Annotated in this window: 12 protein-coding genes and 2 pseudogenes; 6 read left to right on the forward strand and 8 right to left on the reverse strand. The window is 71.8% G+C overall.

Going from position 1 to position 15,749, the window contains the following annotated elements; all coding sequences use genetic code 11:
- From DY245_RS17135 to DY245_RS17145, 3 genes are all read right to left on the reverse strand, one after another.
- Positions 1 to 596: DUF5336 domain-containing protein (locus tag DY245_RS17135; protein WP_128508127.1), on the reverse strand; the 596-nt coding region annotated here is incomplete at its 3' end.
- A 199-nt stretch (positions 597 to 795) separates the two neighbouring features.
- Positions 796 to 1,776: an N-acetylmuramoyl-L-alanine amidase gene (locus DY245_RS17140; protein WP_128508128.1), complete on the reverse strand. Its 981-nt coding sequence runs from the start codon at positions 1,774 to 1,776 to the stop codon at positions 796 to 798.
- 19 nt (positions 1,777 to 1,795) lie between these two features.
- On the reverse strand, positions 1,796 to 2,455 hold the full coding sequence (locus DY245_RS17145; RefSeq protein WP_128508129.1) for a class I SAM-dependent methyltransferase: 660 nt from the start codon (positions 2,453 to 2,455) through the stop codon (positions 1,796 to 1,798).
- Between the two features lie 466 nt (positions 2,456 to 2,921).
- On the opposite strand from DY245_RS17145, the gene DY245_RS17150 reads away from it, so the two are divergent.
- The 3 genes from DY245_RS17150 (at position 2,922) to DY245_RS17160 (ending at position 8,073) form a co-directional block, all read left to right on the forward strand.
- Positions 2,922 to 5,105 (forward strand): acyl-CoA dehydrogenase family protein, encoded by a 2,184-nt coding sequence (locus tag DY245_RS17150; protein WP_128508130.1) that lies wholly within the window; start codon positions 2,922 to 2,924, stop codon positions 5,103 to 5,105.
- A 32-nt stretch (positions 5,106 to 5,137) separates the two neighbouring features.
- Positions 5,138 to 6,355 (forward strand): lipid-transfer protein, encoded by a 1,218-nt coding sequence (locus tag DY245_RS17155; RefSeq protein WP_128508131.1) that lies wholly within the window; start codon positions 5,138 to 5,140, stop codon positions 6,353 to 6,355.
- Positions 6,356 to 6,627: 272 nt separating this feature from the next.
- The gene (locus tag DY245_RS17160; RefSeq protein ID WP_128508132.1) at positions 6,628 to 8,073 is read left to right on the forward strand and encodes an MFS transporter; all 1,446 of its coding nucleotides are present in this window, start codon (positions 6,628 to 6,630) and stop codon (positions 8,071 to 8,073) included.
- Between the two features lie 55 nt (positions 8,074 to 8,128).
- On the opposite strand, the pseudogene DY245_RS46365 reads toward DY245_RS17160, so the two are convergent.
- The 5 genes and pseudogenes from DY245_RS46365 to DY245_RS17180 all read right to left on the reverse strand — a co-directional run.
- Positions 8,129 to 8,239, reverse strand: a pseudogene (locus DY245_RS46365) (DNA-binding response regulator); the annotation flags it as partial.
- Between the two features lies 1 nt (position 8,240).
- Positions 8,241 to 8,745: pseudogene (locus DY245_RS17165) on the reverse strand (response regulator transcription factor); the annotation flags it as partial.
- A gap of 29 nt (positions 8,746 to 8,774) precedes the next feature.
- Positions 8,775 to 10,265, reverse strand: a complete 1,491-nt coding sequence (locus tag DY245_RS17170) for a sensor histidine kinase (protein ID WP_128508133.1) — start codon at positions 10,263 to 10,265, stop codon at positions 8,775 to 8,777.
- 6 nt (positions 10,266 to 10,271) lie between these two features.
- Positions 10,272 to 11,000 (reverse strand): ABC transporter permease, encoded by a 729-nt coding sequence (locus DY245_RS17175; protein ID WP_128508134.1) that lies wholly within the window; start codon positions 10,998 to 11,000, stop codon positions 10,272 to 10,274.
- The gene (locus DY245_RS17180) at positions 11,000 to 11,986 is read right to left on the reverse strand and encodes an ABC transporter ATP-binding protein (RefSeq protein WP_244943093.1); all 987 of its coding nucleotides are present in this window, start codon (positions 11,984 to 11,986) and stop codon (positions 11,000 to 11,002) included. The genes DY245_RS17175 and DY245_RS17180 overlap by 1 nt, the downstream gene beginning before the upstream one ends.
- A gap of 458 nt (positions 11,987 to 12,444) precedes the next feature.
- Between DY245_RS17180 and DY245_RS17185 the strand changes: the two genes are divergently transcribed.
- From DY245_RS17185 to DY245_RS17195, 3 genes are all read left to right on the forward strand, one after another.
- On the forward strand, positions 12,445 to 13,320 hold the full coding sequence (locus DY245_RS17185; RefSeq protein ID WP_128508135.1) for a MaoC/PaaZ C-terminal domain-containing protein: 876 nt from the start codon (positions 12,445 to 12,447) through the stop codon (positions 13,318 to 13,320).
- 142 nt (positions 13,321 to 13,462) lie between these two features.
- A complete protein-coding gene (locus tag DY245_RS17190; protein WP_128508136.1) occupies positions 13,463 to 14,539 on the forward strand; it encodes a Zn-dependent alcohol dehydrogenase in 1,077 nt (358 codons plus the stop codon).
- Positions 14,540 to 14,688: 149 nt separating this feature from the next.
- Entirely contained in the window at positions 14,689 to 15,630 is a 942-nt protein-coding gene (locus tag DY245_RS17195) for a 3-oxoacyl-ACP reductase (RefSeq protein WP_128508137.1), read from the forward strand.
- Positions 15,631 to 15,749 lie beyond the last annotated feature (119 nt).

Below are 15,749 nucleotides of genomic sequence, written 5' to 3' on the forward strand. Positions count from 1 at the left end.
GAGGCGTCGGCCGGCGCCTGCTGGCCGTAGGTCTGGCCGGCCTGCGGCTGCTGCTGGCCGCCCGGGTAGCCGTAGCCCTGGCCCGCCTGCTGCTGCGCGCCGGGGTAGCCGTAACCCGGGTTGGGGCCCGCCCCGTACGGGGCGGCGGCCTGCGGCTTGGGGGCGCCGATCAGGGCGACCTTGAGGGCCGGGACGAGCGGGGTGGCGAGGGCGCCACCGGCCAGGACCAGCGCGGCGATCAGGCCGAGGATCAGGCCGGCGCCGGCGCCACGGCTGTCGATGATCGTCCAGAAGGAGGTCCAGGCGGCGAAGAGGGCCAGGGAGGCGCCCACTTGGCCGATCTCCAGCCCGGCGAACTTCCGCGGCTGCGGCAGCGCACGCGCGACAACGATCAGCGCGGCCGCGATCACCCCCGCCAGATAGACGCTCATCAGCAGCGCGAGCGCGTCCCAGGCGTTCGGGCCGGAGGTCTGGGGGCAGTACTTGCCGACGCAGGTGTCGCCGGCCGAGTAGGTCGAGAGGAACGAGGCGATGAACAGCAACACCGCTGCTCCGATCACCACGCCGTCGCCTCGAGTGAGGGAGCGGATGTTCACGTAAGGGTCCTTTGTCGTTTTCGTGGGTCTGGTCGTCGCTGTCGCGGTGCGCGCGGTGCGAGGCACGGCGGTGGCCACCCATCGTAAAGGGGAACCTATCGCCGAATCCGGCGGGCCGTCCTGTTGGTATCGGCGCGGTTCGGATGCCGTATCGGATCCGGTATCGGGCGGGTATCGGATCCGGCGCCGGCGGCCGCGGTCAGCCCGTCAAGAAGTCCGTAATGCCCTCGGTGATCCCACGGGCCGCTTTTTGCCGCCACTGGGCGTCGGTCAATTGCGCGGCGTCCTTGGGGTCGCGCATATTGCCGCACTCGATGAACACCTTCGGCACCTTGGAGAGGTTGAGGCCGCCGAGATCGGAGCGTACGTCGAGCCCCGTGCCGCCGCCGATGTAATTGGACGGCGCGCTTCCGGTTGCCGCGATGAACCGGCCGGCCAGCCGTTCGCCCAGTCGCCGCGAGGGCGCCACGATCGTGGAGGTGTCGGCCGGGCCGGAGGTGACGCGGGCGGGAAGGATCACATGGAAGCCGCGGTTGCCGGCGCCCGAGCCATCGGCGTGGATGGAGAGCGCGGCATCGGCGTGCGCCTTGTTGCCGATGGCCGCGCGCTCGTCCACGCACGGCCCGTACGGGCGGTCGCCGTCCTGGGTGAAGACGACCTTGGCGCCCTGCTCCTGGAGGAGCGTGCGGGCACGGCGGGCGACGTCCAGGGTGAAGGACGCCTCGGCGTAACCACCGTTGGTGGAGGTGCCGGTGGTGTCGCACTCCTTGCGCTCGTTGCCGATGTCCACCGGCCGGGCGATCTCCTGCCCGTGATCGCGGTTGTTCGGATTATGGCCGGGGTCGATCACGACGACCTTGCCCTTGAGGCTGCCGTGCGGATCACCCTTGCCGGAGTCGCCACCGGAGTCGCCACCGGAGCCGTCGCCCGGGGAGGCGCCGGAGCCCTTGCCGCCCGGTTCGCCGTCCCGCTTCCCCTTGCCGCTGTCCTTGCCGTCGGCGCCCTTCGCCGCCGACTCGGTCGGTCCCGGCTGCCCGGCTCTCGGCGGCCCGCCGCCGTCGCCGCCCGGCGACCGCCAGGCCAGCCAGCCTCCGAGGCCGGCCGCCACCACGGCGGCCAGCACGATCAGGAGGGTGCCGCGCAGGCGGCGGTGCGGGGGGAAAGTGCTGCCGTTCGACACGTCCGCGATCGTAGCCCGCTCAGATGCCGGCGCCGGTGCGCCGCAGTACGTGCAGCGACCGGTGCGCCGAGATCTCGGTGAACGCGCCGGACTCCAGGGCCCTGCGGTAGATGCGGTACGGGGCCTGGCCGCCGTCCGCCGGATCCGCGAAGACATCGTGGATGACCAGCAGCCCGTCGGGTGCGATGTGCGGTGCCCAGCCCTCGTAGTCGGCGGTGGCGTGCTCGTCGGTGTGCCCGCCGTCGATGAAGACCAGGCCCACCGGGGCCTGCCAGATCGCCGCGGCCTGCGGCGACCGGCCCACCAGGGCGATCACCTGCTCCTCCAGGCCCGCGGCGTGCAGGGTGCGGCGGAAGGTGGGCAGTGTGTCCATCCGGCCGACCTCGGGGTCGACGACCGTCGGATCGTGGTACTCCCAGCCGGGCTGCTGCTCCTCGCTGCCCCGGTGGTGGTCGACGGTGACGGCCATGACCCCGGCGCCGCGCGCGGCGTCCGCGAGCAGGATCGTGGAGCGGCCGCAGTAGGTGCCGACCTCCACCAGCGGCAGTCCGAGCGTCGCCGCCTCGGCCGCCGCCGCGTACAGGGCCAGGCCCTCGTCCACGGGCATAAAGCCCTTCGCCGCCTCGAACGCGGCGAGGATCTCCGGCTGCGGAGCGGTCGGAGCCGTGGGAGCGGACATGGGCTTCCTCCTGGTGGTGCGGTCAGGTGGCTCATCGTGCCGTATGGGGTGGGGCGGGTGGTGTGCGGGTGGCGTACGGGTGCCGCTGCGCCGGTATTTTTCGGATATCGGAACGCGGGTTCGCATTTCCTTCCGGCCGGGTTCTCGCTCGTCCCGACGCGTTCCCGCCTGTTCCCGCCCGTTCTCGCTCGTTCCCGTCGGGTTCCGCTCCGTTCCCGCCGGGTTCTCGTCGATTTATCGCCGGCCGTTTCCCCGATGCCCGAAAGTGGCGAATTCGCATGCGGGAAGTCCGCAGGGGTGGGAATGACGATCCGTGCCGAAATTCACCGGACCGTTTCCTGTGCGCATCCCCACCGTTCCACCGGCGGCACCACCTGGACCCCGTCCGGGCTCCGCCCCGGGCCTCATCCATCCCACTCCGTATCTGACCTTCCGTCAGAATGGAACGTGTTCTAGTCTGCCGGGCATGGGCATCGGAATCACGCAAGACCACCGTGACCTCGCCGAGGCGGTGGGCGGCTGGGCCGCGCGGGCCGTGCCGCCCGAAGAGGTACGCAAACTCCTCGACACGGCGCCGGGACGGCACGGGCGGCCCGCCTACTGGGACCAGCTCGCCGCGCAGGGCCTGCTCGGTCTCCATCTCCCCGAGTCCGACGGCGGAGGCGGCGGCGAACTGCTCGACCTCGCCGTCGTGCTGGAGGAACTGGGCCGCGCCGCGCTCCCCGGCCCGTACCTGCCCACCACCCTCGCCGCCGCACTGCTGCACCGCGGTGGCGCCCGGACCCTCGTACGGGCCCTGGCCACCGGCGAACTCCTCGGCGCCGTCGCGCTCGGCGCGGGCTCGCTCACCGCCGTCGAGGGCGCCGACGGCTATGTCCTGGACGGCACCGCGCCCCTGGTCCTCGCCGGTGGCGACGCGGATCTGATCGTGCTGGCGGCCAAGGCGTCCACCGGCACGGTCTGGCTCGCGGTCGACGCCGAGGCGCTGTCCGTACGTGTCCAGGAAAGCGCCGACCCCACCCGGCCGACCGCCGAGGTGAGCGCGGACGGTGTCCTGGTGCCCGGCGAAAGACTGCTGGCGGTCGACGGCGCCCTCGTCCGTGACCTGGCCGGGGTGCTGTTCGCCGCGGAGAGCTGCGGCACCGCCGCCTGGGCGCTGCATACCGCCGCGGAACACGCCAAGGTACGCGAACAGTTCGGCCGCCCGATCGGCCAGTTCCAAGGCGTCAAACACCTCTGCGCCGACATGCTTCTACGCTGCGAACAGGCCCGCGCCCTGGTGTGGGACGCGGCCCGCGCGGCGCACGAGCCGCCCGAGGTCCGCGGGCTGGTCGCGGCACTGGCCACCGCCACCGCCCTGGACGCCGCCGTCAGCTGCGCCAAGGACTGCATCCAGATCCTCGGCGGCATCGGCTTCACCTGGGAACACGACGCCCATCTCCATCTGCGGCGGGCGACCGTGGCCCGCCAGCTGCTCGGCAGCGGCGACACCCACCGGCTGCGCGCCGCCCGCCACGCGGCCGACGGCGCCCGGCGCACGCTGCGGCTGGTACTCCCCGCCGAGGCCGCGGAGTACCGCGCCCAGGCCCGTACGGCCATCGACGCCGTACGCGGCCTCGACCCCGCCGCCGTACGCCGCGAGCTGGCGCCCACCGGCTATGCCGCGCCGCACCTCCCCCGGCCCTACGGGCTGGGCGCGGGCCCCGTCCAGCAGCTGGCGATCCAGCAGGAGTTGGCGGCCGCCGGGGTCAGGATCAGCGATCTGGGCATCGCCACCTGGGTGGTCCCCTCGCTGATCGCCCACGGCACCCAGGAGCAGCAGGAGCGCTATCTGCTGCCGTCGCTGCGCGGTGATCTGCTGTGGTGCCAGCTGTTCTCCGAACCCGAGGCCGGCTCCGACCTGGCGTCGCTGCGGACCCGCGCCGAGCGGGTGGACGGCGGCGGCTGGCGGATCAACGGCCAGAAGGTGTGGACATCGGCCGCGCAGTGGTCGAGCCACGGGATCCTGCTCGCCCGCACCGACCCGGAAGCGCCCAAGCACAAGGGGCTGACGTTCTTCCTCGTCGACATGAAGACCCCCGGCATCGACATCCGCCCGCTGAAGGAGATCACCGGCGACGCGCTCTTCAACGAGGTCTACTTCGACGAGGTGCTGCTGCCGGCCGACGCGGTGGTGGGCGAGGCCGACAAGGGCTGGCAGGTCGCCCGCACCACCCTGGACAACGAACGCGTCCACATGGCCGACCAGTTGACCTTCGACACCGGTCTGCAGGCGCTCATCGACCGCGCCGCCGAGCTGGACGGATCGGTGCGCGCGCGGGTGGGCGCGCTGGCCGCCGAGGCGCACGCGCTGGGCTGCATCGGGCTGCGCACCACGCTCCAGCAGGTATCGGGGCTGGAACCGGGTGCCGGCGCCAGCATCCGCAAACTGGTGCAGACCCCGCACCAGCAGAAGGTCGCCGAACTGACTCTGGAGCTGCTCGGCCCGGCCGGCGCGGTGCGCGAGGGGGCCGGCGAGCGGGCGCTGCACGGCTTCTTGATGTCGCGCTGTCTGACCATCGCCGGCGGCACCACCCAGGTGCAGCTGAATGTCGTCGCGGAGCGGCTGCTCGGGCTGCCCCGCGACCCCGAGCCCCGGCCCCTGATCTGACGACTCCCCGACGGCTCTCCAGGAGGACCCGCATGGCTGGCAAGGCGTACATCGTCGGCGTAGGGATGACCAAGTTCGAAAAGCCCGAGACCCGTGAGTGGCAGTACTGGGACATGGCGAAGGAGGCGGGCGGCAAGGCGCTCGCGGACGCCGGGATCGGTTACGAGGCGGTCGAGCAGCTGCCGGTCGGCTACTGCTACCAGGCCTCGACGGCCGGCCAGCGCGCCGCCTACGAACTGGGCCTGACCGGCATCCCCGTCTACAACGTCAACAACAACTGCGCGACCGCCTCGACCGCGCTGATGATGGCCCGTCAGTTCGTCGAGGCGGGCATCAACGACTGTGTCCTGGCGCTCGGCTTCGAGAAGATGAAGCGCGGCGCGCTGGGCGGCGGCACGGACGGCGGTGCCGGTGGGGGAGCCGCTGGCGCCGGGGGCGCGACCTCGCCGGTCACCCGGCACTACGGCGTGATGGCCGCCCGGCACGGCTTCGAGATGACCCCGCCCACCGCCCAGATCTTCGGCAACGCGGCCCGCGAGCACATGGAGCGCTACGGCACCACCGTCGAACAGCTCGCTGCGGTCGGCGCCAAGAACCACCGGCACTCCGCACACAACCCCTACGCCCAGTTCCAGGACGTCTACACAGTCGAGGAGATCCTCGCCGCCAGGACCATCCACCGGCCGCTGACCAAGCTCCAGTGCTCGCCGACCTCGGACGGGGCGGCCGCGGCGGTCATCGCCTCCGAGCGGTTCGTCCGCGAACACGGGCTGGCCGACCGCGCGGTGGAGATCGCCGCGCAGGCCATGACGACGGACACCGAGGACAGCTTCGCCTCCGGCTCCTGCATCGATGTCGTCGGCAAGCCGATGTCGCGGGCCGCGGCCCGGCAGGTCTACGCGGCCAGTGGGCTCGGCATCGAGGATGTGGACGTCATCGAGCTGCACGACTGCTTCTCGGTCAATGAGCTGCTGACGTACGAGGCGCTGGGCATGTGCGCGGACGGGGAGTCGGGGAAGCTGGTTGCCGAGGGCGCCACGACCTACGGCGGACGCTGGGTGGTCAACCCGTCCGGCGGCCTGATCTCCAAGGGGCACCCGCTCGGCGCGACCGGCCTGGCCCAGGCCGCCGAACTGGTCTGGCAGCTACGCGGCACAGCCGGCGAACGCCAGGTCCCCGACGCCCGCGTGGGCCTCGCCCACAACATCGGGCTGGGCGGGGCGGCGGTGGTGACGGTGCTGCGGAGGTGAGGTGGTGGGGGCACATGAGGCCCTGTGCGCACGTGAGGCCCTGTGCGCGTGCGCATCTGCGCAGGTGAGTGCTGGACGTTAACTTCCCGTCGGCGATGGGTAGTTGGCCCGTAGGGGGCCTTCCCGCCCCCTACGGGTTCCCCGCCCCCACCCCCCTACGGGCCCCCGCGCCCCCCGCGCCCCCACCCCGTCTCCGTCCTGCGACCTAGGTCCCTGGTCAGGTGGCACATGCACCGATATCCCGATGCGGGGTGCAAGCGGCGAATGCGAGCATGGTCCGCATGCCCCCGATAGCCACCTCCGCCGCCCTGTCCAAAACGTCGCGCCGGACGGCCGCACCGGCCTGGCTGGTGATGGTGCTGGTCTGCGCCGGGCAGTTCCTGGTCGTCCTGGACGTCTCCGTCGTGAATGTGGCGCTGCCCGCCGTACGGACCGGCCTGGGCCTGAGCGAGCTGGGGCTGCAGTGGATCGTCAACGCGTATGTCATCACCTTCGCGGGCTTCATGCTCCTCGGCGGCCGGGCCGCCGACATCTTCGGCCGTAAGCGGGTCTTCGTCCTCGGGCTGGCGCTGTTCACCATCGCGAGCCTGGCCGGCGGGCTGGCACATCAGCCGTGGCAGCTGATCGCGGCCCGTACGATCCAGGGCGTCGGCGCCGCCGTACTCTCGCCGGCCACCCTCACGATCCTCACCACGTCGTTCCCGGCCGGCCCGGCCCGTACCCGGGCCATAGCCACCTGGACGGCGGTCGGTGCCGGCGGTGGCGCGGTGGGCGGTCTGGTCGGCGGGGTGCTCACCGAGTATCTGTCGTGGCGCTGGGTGTTGCTGATCAATGTGCCGGTCGGGGCGCTGGTGCTGGCCGGCGCGGTGCTGTGGCTCACCGAGAGCCGGCAGGGCGTCGCGCGGCGGCTGGATATACCGGGTGCGCTGTTGGTGACCGGCGGGCTCGGGCTGGTGGCGTACGGGATCGTGCAGACCGAGACGGACGGCTGGGCCTCGGCGTCCGCGCTGCTGCCGCTGGCTGCCGGGCTGGTCACGGTGGCGGCCTTCATCGCCGTCGAGGCGCGTGCCAAGGCGCCGTTGATGCCGCTGGGTCTCTTCCGGCTGCGCTCGGTCTCCTCGGCGAACGCGGCGATGGTGCTGGCCGGCGCCGCGATGTTCTCGATGTGGTACTTCCTGTCCCTCTACGTGCAGAACGTGCTGGGCTATCAGCCGCTGCAGGCCGGGCTCTCCTTCATCCCGCACTCGCTGTCCATCGTCCTGGGCTCCAAGCTCGGGCCGCGGCTGATGAACCGGGTGGGGGCCAAGTCCCTGGCCATTACCGGTGCGGTGATCTCCGCGGCCGGCATGGTCTGGCAGGGCACGATGGACGTCGACGGAACCTACCTCGGCACCATCCTCGGGCCCGGCATCCTGATGGCGCTGGGCGCGGGCCTGACCGCGACACCGGTCGCCTCCATCGCCACCTCGGGCGCCGACCCCGCCGACCAGGGTCTGGTCTCCGGCCTGATCAACACCTCACGCCAAATGGGCGGCGCGCTGGGCCTGTCGGTGCTCTCCACCATCGCCGCCTCCCGCATCGAGGCCGGTCACGGCCCGAAGGCCCTGGCGGACGGTTACGGCCTGGCCTTCCAGGTCGGCTCGATGGTGCTGCTGGGCAGCATTGTGCTGATGGTCATTGCGCTGCCGCGGCGACGGGCGGATGCCACGCAGGGCTGAGAAACGGGGTGTGCCGGGCGGCGGCGGGGAGTGATGGGTCGCCGGCGCCCGCTACCTACAACCATCCGTTCTGGCGCGCCGCCCGTACCGCCTCCATGCGGTTGCGGGTGCCGGTCTTGCCGATGGCCGCGGAGAGATAGTTGCGGACGGTGGCCTGGGAGAGATGNTGGCCGCGGAGAGATAGTTGCGGACGGTGGCCTGGGAGAGATGGACCTTGGCGGCGATATCGGCAACCGTCGCGCCGTCCACGGCTGCGGTCAGGACGTCGCGTTCGCGCTGGGTCAGCGGGTTGGGGCCGGCGCTCAGCGCCGCCGCGGCCAGGCCGGGGTCGATGACCCGCTCTCCCGCGAGCACCCGGCGGATCGCCGCCGCCAGGTCCTCCACCGGGCCGTCCTTCACCAGAAACCCGGACGCTCCGGCCTCCATGGCCCGGCGCAGATAGCCGGGGCGCCCGAACGTCGTCACGATCAGCACCTTGCAGGACGGCAGCTGGTCGCGCAGATCGGCTGCGGCGTCCAGACCGCTGCGGCCGGGGAGTTCGATGTCCAGGAGGGCGATGTCGGGACGGGCGTCCAGGGCGGCGGCGAGGATCTGATCGCCCGCCGCGACCTGGGCCACGACCTGCATGTCCTCTTCCAGGTCGAGCAGCAGCGCCAACGCGCCCCGCATCATTCGCTGGTCCTCCGCCAGCAGGACCTTGATCACCTGGTCAACTCCTCCATGTCCGCCATATCGCCCGTGCCGACCGGCAGTTCGGCCGTGACGCGGAAGCCGCGGCGGCCGTCGGGGCCGCTGTGCAGTGTGCCGCCCGCCGCGGCCAGGCGCTCGGCCAGCCCCTTCAGGCCGGTGCCGCCCACCGGTCCCGAACGGCCGGGCCCGGTACGGTCCGGGCCGAACGCGCCGTCGATGCCGACCGTGCTGTCCGTACCGCCCACGCCGACCGTACGGTTCGTACCGTCGACACCGTCGACACCGTCGACACCGTCCACGCCGTCCGTCGCTTCACCGCCCGGGTCACCGCCGCGCCCGGGGACGCGGTCGCGAAGCCAGGTCAGACCGTGTGCCGTGGCAGCACCGGAGCTTACGGGACCGCGGCCGTCGTCCGTGATCGTCAGCCGTACCCGCTCCTCTTCGGCGTATACCTCGATCTCGCAGCGGGTGGCGCCGCTGTGCCGTACGGCGTTGGTGATGCCCTCCCGGACCACCCAGCCCAGCAGCGCGCCGGCCTGTGGGGGCAGCGGCGGCCCGGCCTGTCGTACGACGGGCTCGATACCGGCCGCCTCCAGCACCGAACGGGCCCGGTCCAGCTCGGTGGTCAGGCTGCCCTCGCGATAGCCGGTGACCGCCTCGCGGATCTCGGTCAGCGCCTGCCGGCCGACCGCCTCGATATCGGCGGCCTGGGCGAGCGCCGCGTCCAGATTCCGTGGCGCCAGCCGGCGGACCGCCTCGGCCTTGACCACCACCACGGACAGGGTGTGCCCCAGCAGATCGTGCAGATCGCGGGAGAAGCGCAGCCGCTCCTTCTCCACGGCGCTGCGGGCCAGTTCCTGGCGGGTGGTGTTGAGCTCCTGGATGGTGTCGAACAGGCTCAGGACCGTGGCCGTCACCATGCCGGACAGGAACGTGCCGTACCCGATGCCGAACGAGCCCCACGGGTCGTCGTCGTGCCAGCCGGCCAGATACCCGGCCGCCCCGCTGAGCGCGATCAGCCACAGGGCGAGCTTCTTGCCGCGCAGGGCGCGCACCGTGCCGGAGGCGAGCGACAGCAGCGGGAAGAACAGGAACCAGTTGCCGCCGAACCCGAGCGCGATGGAGAAGGTGATGGCGGTCAGCACACCCAGGGCGATGAGCGGATAACGCGAGTCGCGCAGCCGTGGGTTGAAGGAGGACCACACGACGGTGATGTAGAGCGAGTTGAAGGCGAGCAGACCGAAGCCGGCCAGCCAGGGGTTGCCCGACTTGCCCTGGATGATGTTGGAGAAGGCCCCCAGGCCCATCAGCAGCCAGGGCAGAAAGGCGTACTTGCCCGGCCCGTTGTCCGGCTTTTTGCCCTGCCACTTCTGCGTGCACGAGCTGTTGTTCGTGCCCTCTGTGCCCTCTGTGCCCTTCGTACCCTCCGTGCCGCCGGGGTCCTCGTCGCCGGCGGGCTGCTGCTTTGTGTGCTGCACTGTCGCTTCCCAGGTCTGCGCCATCGTCGATCACACCGTTCGTGCGGCCCGACGGTACGCGTACACCGCGTAACCGCCGAAGAGTGCCAGCCAGGCGGCCAGCACCGCCACCGTGCCGAGGCCCGGTGCGCCGCCCTGTGTCACGCTCCGGCCGAGCTCGGCGAAGCGGTTGCCGGGCGTCCAGGAGGACAGCGAGCGCAGCCAGCCGGGGAACAGCTCGGCCGGGAACCACAGGCCGCCGAGGATCGAGAGCAGCAGCATGCAGCCCGTGTTGACCACGCCCGTGGACTGTGAGGAGAGGCGGTAGCCGTTGCCGAGGCCGAGCAGGGTGAAGGGTGCGGTGCCGACCCACAGCAGCCCGACCAGCGCGGCCCACTGCCAGGCCGGCATCCGGACGCCGTTGACCAGCGCGCCCACCAGCAGCACGGCGGCGATGGCCGGCAGCACCGTCACCGACCCCGTCAGCCCGCGGCCCACCACCACACGTATCGGGCTCAGTGGGGTGATGCGCAGCTGTCGCAGCCAGCCCAGGTGCTTGTCCTCGGCGACGCCGGTGCCCGTGCCGACCGCCGCGCCCAGCGCGCCGTACGCGGCCATGCCGACCATCGAGGTGATCTTCCACTCCATCCCCGCGCCGCCGGGGCCCGCACCGATGTTGGTCATCAGCACGTACATCAGCACCGGCATCCCGATACCGAAGATGACAAAGCCCTTGTCGCGCAGGGTGCGGCGGACTTCGAGCCGGATGTAGTCGAGCATCACGCGATCTCCTTCGCGGACAGGGCGTCGGCGGCGTCAAACGCCGTGCCGTGGGGGGCGGTTCGGGCGGAGGTGAGCGCGAGGAACGCGTCCTCCAGGCTGGCGGGCGCGACCTGCAGACCGCGGACGAGCCCGAGCTCCGCCAGCGCCACGACCGTCGCATCGGAGTCCGCCGTACGCAGCAGCGCGCGGTCGCCGCGTATCTCCACGGCGCTCACGCCGGGCAGGCCGGGCAGCGGCTCGCTCGCCGCGCCCGCCAGGTCGAAGGAGACCAGTGCCCCGCCGGCCCGCCGCTTTATCGCCTCACCGCTGCCGTCGGCGACCACCCGGCCGCCGTCGATCACCACGATCCGGTCGGCGTGCTCGTCCGCCTCCTCCAGATAGTGGGTGGAGAACAGGATGGTGTTGCCGCGGCGGGCATAGGCCCGCATCGAGCGCCAGAAGGCGCGGCGCGCCTCGACGTCCAGCGCCGCGGTCGGCTCGTCCAGCACCAGCAGCTCCGGATTGCCGGCGAGCGCCACCGCGAAGCGGACCCGCTGGGCCTGTCCGCCGGACAGCCGGTCCACCCGCCGCCCGCCGAATTCGCCGAGCCCCGCCAGCTCCAGGGCCTCGGTGACATCCATGGGGTGGGGGTAGGTGGCCGCGACAAAGCTGATCAGTTCGCGGACGGTGACGCGGGGGATGGGCTTGCCGTCCTGCAGCATCGCGCCCACCTTGCCCGCCTGCACCGCCGCCTCCGGCGCTCCGCCGAACAGCCGCACCGTCCCCGAGCTGGGCGGCAGCAGCCCCAGCAGCATGTTGATGGTGGTGGACTTCCCCGCGCCGTTGCGCCCGAGCAGCGCCACCGTCTCGCCCGCGGCGATCTCCAGATCCAGTCCGTCGACGGCACGCACCGCGCCGTAACTCCGCGTCACCCCGGAGAACCCCACCGCCGCGGCGCCGTCCGCCTTCCGCGCCGCGCTCACCGGCCCCGTCGTCAGTGTCATGCCCGCCCCGCCCCTCGTCTTCATGCCTATGACGTTACGGAGAGTTGCCGGGCCGCGGCAGGTGCGAATGTGTGTGATCCGGACTGACAAATGTCATGGGTCCGCACGGCGCGTGTCATGGCATACATCGTGGCGTATGTCGTGGCGTATGCCGTAAGGCCGCACGACAGATGTGATGGGCCGGTGTCATGGGCCGGCGCGACGTGGGGTGTGGGGCGTGGGCGCTGTCGCGGTGGCGCCACGCCCGCCCCGAGGCGCATATCTGACACTACGTCAGGGGGTTCCAGGTGCTGGGCGGATCGGCTATACATGAGAGCCATCGGCTAGAACGCGTTCTAGAAGTGCGGCAGCTGTGCTGTCGGAGCGCGGCCGCGCCGACCAGATACGACCCCGGCGCGGTCGACGGTGCGGACGGCCGGGCCGGGGTCTTCACATCGTGGTGAAGGAGCAACAGCCCCATGCCCATCGACGCCGCCAAGGCCACCTCCGCCGAGCCGCGGACCACCGAACTCGCCTGGGACCACAAGGACGTCCAGCTCTACCACCTCGGCATCGGCGCCGGCGCGGCCACACCGGAGAAACCGCACCCCGCCACCGACCCGGACGAACTGCGCTACACCCTGGAGAGCGCCCTGCACGTCCTGCCCAGCTTCGCCACCGTCGCGGGCGGCGGAATGGCGGTCGCGGGCGGACTCTCCGCCCCCGGCATCGACGTTGACCTCGCCGCCGTCCTGCACGGCGGCCAGACCGTCACCGTGCACCGCGCCATCCCGGTGCGCGGCCGCGCCACCCAGACCTCGTCCGTCCCCGCCGTCCACGACAAGGGCAAGGCCGCCGTCATCGTGCTGCGCTCCGAAGTTGCCGACGAGGAGGGCCCGTTGTGGACCTGCGATACGCAGATCTTCGTCCGGGGAGAGGGCGGCTTCGGCGGCGACCGCGGCCCCTCCGCCCGCCTCGAACTCCCCGAGCGTGAGCCCGATCTGAGCACCGAACGCCATATCCGCGAGGACCAGGCGCTGCTCTATCGCCTCTCCGGCGACTGGAATCCGCTGCATGCCGATCCCGAGTTCGCAAAGCTCGCCGGGTTCGACCGGCCGATTCTGCACGGGCTGTGCACCTACGGAGTGGCGTTGAAGGCCGTGGTCGACACGGTGCTCGGCGGGGATGTCTCCCGGGTGCGGTCGTATGCGACGCGCTTTGCGGGGGTGGTCTTTCCCGGCGAGACGCTGCGGCTCCGTTTGTGGCGGGAGCCGGGGCGGGTCCAGGTGTCGGTCACGGCGGCCGACCGGGACGATGCGCCCGTTCTTGCGGACACCGTGGTGGAGCACAGCTAGTCGTCGGGGGCCGTCGGGTCCGGCGGCCGCCCGTCCTCCATCGCCGGGCGGGCGGGACGTGGGCGGCCGCTCGTCCTCGATCTCCCCGGCCGGTGCGGGGAGGCGCCCCCAGTCAGGCGGAACAACCGAGAGGAGCCGTGACATGCGCGCAGCCGTACAGCACGAGACCGGGCAGGACAAGCTGGAAGTGCTCGATGACGTCGAGGCGGTGGGGTTCGGACCCGGCAAGGTCAAGATCCGTATCCGGGCGACCGGGCTGTGCCACTCCGACCTCTCGGCGATGAACGGGGTGCTGCCGCAGCCCGCGCCGTTCGTCCCCGGACACGAGGGCGCCGGCGAGATCCTCGACGTCGGCGACGGCGTCACCGGCCTCGGCCAGGGTGACCGCGTGCTGATGTGCTGGCTGCCCGCCTGCGGCAGCTGTCCGTCCTGCAAACGCGGCCAGACCCATCTGTGTCTGGCCGGATTCATGAACGCCGGCACGCCCAACTTCAAGCGCCCCGCCGGTGATGTCTTCGGCTTCGCCGGCACCGGCACCTTCGCCGAGGAGGTCGTGGTCGCCGCCAACTGCGCGGTCCCGATCCCGGACGACGTCCCGTACGAGATCGCCGCGCTGATCGGCTGCGGTGTCACCACCGGGCTCGGCGCGGCCATCAACACCGCCAAGGTGGAGGCCGCTTCCTCGGTCGCGGTGATCGGCTGCGGCGGCGTGGGCATCTCCGCCATCCAGGGCGCGAGGGCCTGCGGCGCGGCCCAGATCATCGCCGTCGACCCGGTCCCCGCCCGCCGGGAGGCCGCGCTCCGCTTCGGCGCCACCGAAGCCGTCGCCCCCGACGCGTTCGCCGACGCCAAGGCCCGGATCACCGCGGGGGAGGGTTTCGACTATGTCTTCGAGGTGGTCGGAAAGTCCGCCACCGCCCGTACCGCCTACGAGATGACCCGGCGCGGCGGCACCCTGTGCGTGGTCGGCGCGGGGGCCATGGACGACACCTTCCAGGTCAATATGTTCGAGCTGTTCTTCGATGAGAAGCGGATCCTGCCGTCCCTGTACGGCGGTGCGGATGTGCTGCGCTCCTACGAGCGGGCCATCGCCCTGTGGCGGGCCGGCCGGATCGACCTCGAAGGCCTGATCACCCATCGCGTCCAGCTCGCCGAGGTCAATGACGCGCTCGACCAGATGCGCTCCGGGACCGCGCTGCGCACCTGCATAGAGATCTGAACGCCGGAGATCTGAGACCGGAGACCGGAGATCTGAGACCGGAGATCCGGCGTACCCGGCTCAACCCGGCGCGCCGCATCTCACGGCACCGCACGGCAGGGCACGACACCGCATCGCACCGTGCTCCGAGACGACTTGAGAGGACAGGAATGGCACAGCCACTTGAGGGCCTGACCGCGATCGTCACCGGTGCCGGGCGCGGCCTGGGCCGCGCCGAGGCCCTCGAACTCGCCCGCCTCGGCGCCCGCGTCGTGGTCAACGACTACGGGCAGCCGGGCCGCGACGGCTCGGGCGAGGCCTCCGCGGCACCCGCCGAGGACGTCGCCGCCGAGATCCGCGCGGCGGGCGGCCAGGCGGTCGCCCACCTCGGTGATGTCGCCGACCACGAACAGGCCCGCGCGCTCGTCCAGTTGGCCATCGATACGTACGGGAAACTCGACATTCTGGTCAACAACGCGGGCATTCTGCGCGACCGGATGGTGTTCTCGATGACCGAGGACGAATGGGACTCGGTCATCCGCGTCCATCTCAAGGGCCACTTCAACACCACGCACTTCGCCGCGGTCCACTGGCGCGAACGCGCCAAGACGGCCGGCGGCCCGGTGCACGGAAGGATCGTCAACACCTCCTCGGAGGCGTTCCTCGCGGGCTCCGCGGGCCAGCCCAACTACGCCGCGGCCAAGGGCGGCATCGTCGGCCTGACGACCTCCACGGCGCTGGCGCTCGCCAAATACGGTGTGACCGCCAATGCGATCTGCCCGCGCGCCCGCACCCGTATGACCGAGGACGTTTTCGCGGGCTTCTCGGAGCCCGAGGACGGCGCGCTCGACGCGCTCGCACCCGAGCATGTCGCGCCACTCGTCGGCTATCTGGCCTCGCCGGCCGCGGCCCGGGTCAACGGACAGCTGCTGGTCGTGCACGGCGGCATGGTCGCGATCGCCGAGCGCCCGCGGATCGCCGCGAAGTTCGACACCACCAAGGAGGTCTTCAGCTTCGAGGAGCTGGACGATCTGCTGACGCCGTATTACGCGCAGCGCCCGCCGAACGAGACCTTCGCGGCGGCCGAGGTGCTGGGCCTCAAACACGGCTGACGGGCCGGCCGAGCTCCCGCGCACAACGGGGCCGGGCTCTCCACGCACGACGGGCCTCGGCCCACCCGCGCACAACGGCCGTGGCCCGCCGCCCGCGAAGATGCGGTGCGGCGGCCACG

This window comes from Streptomyces inhibens, assembly GCF_003389455.1.
In the GTDB taxonomy this organism is placed as follows: domain Bacteria; phylum Actinomycetota; class Actinomycetes; order Streptomycetales; family Streptomycetaceae; genus Streptomyces; species Streptomyces inhibens.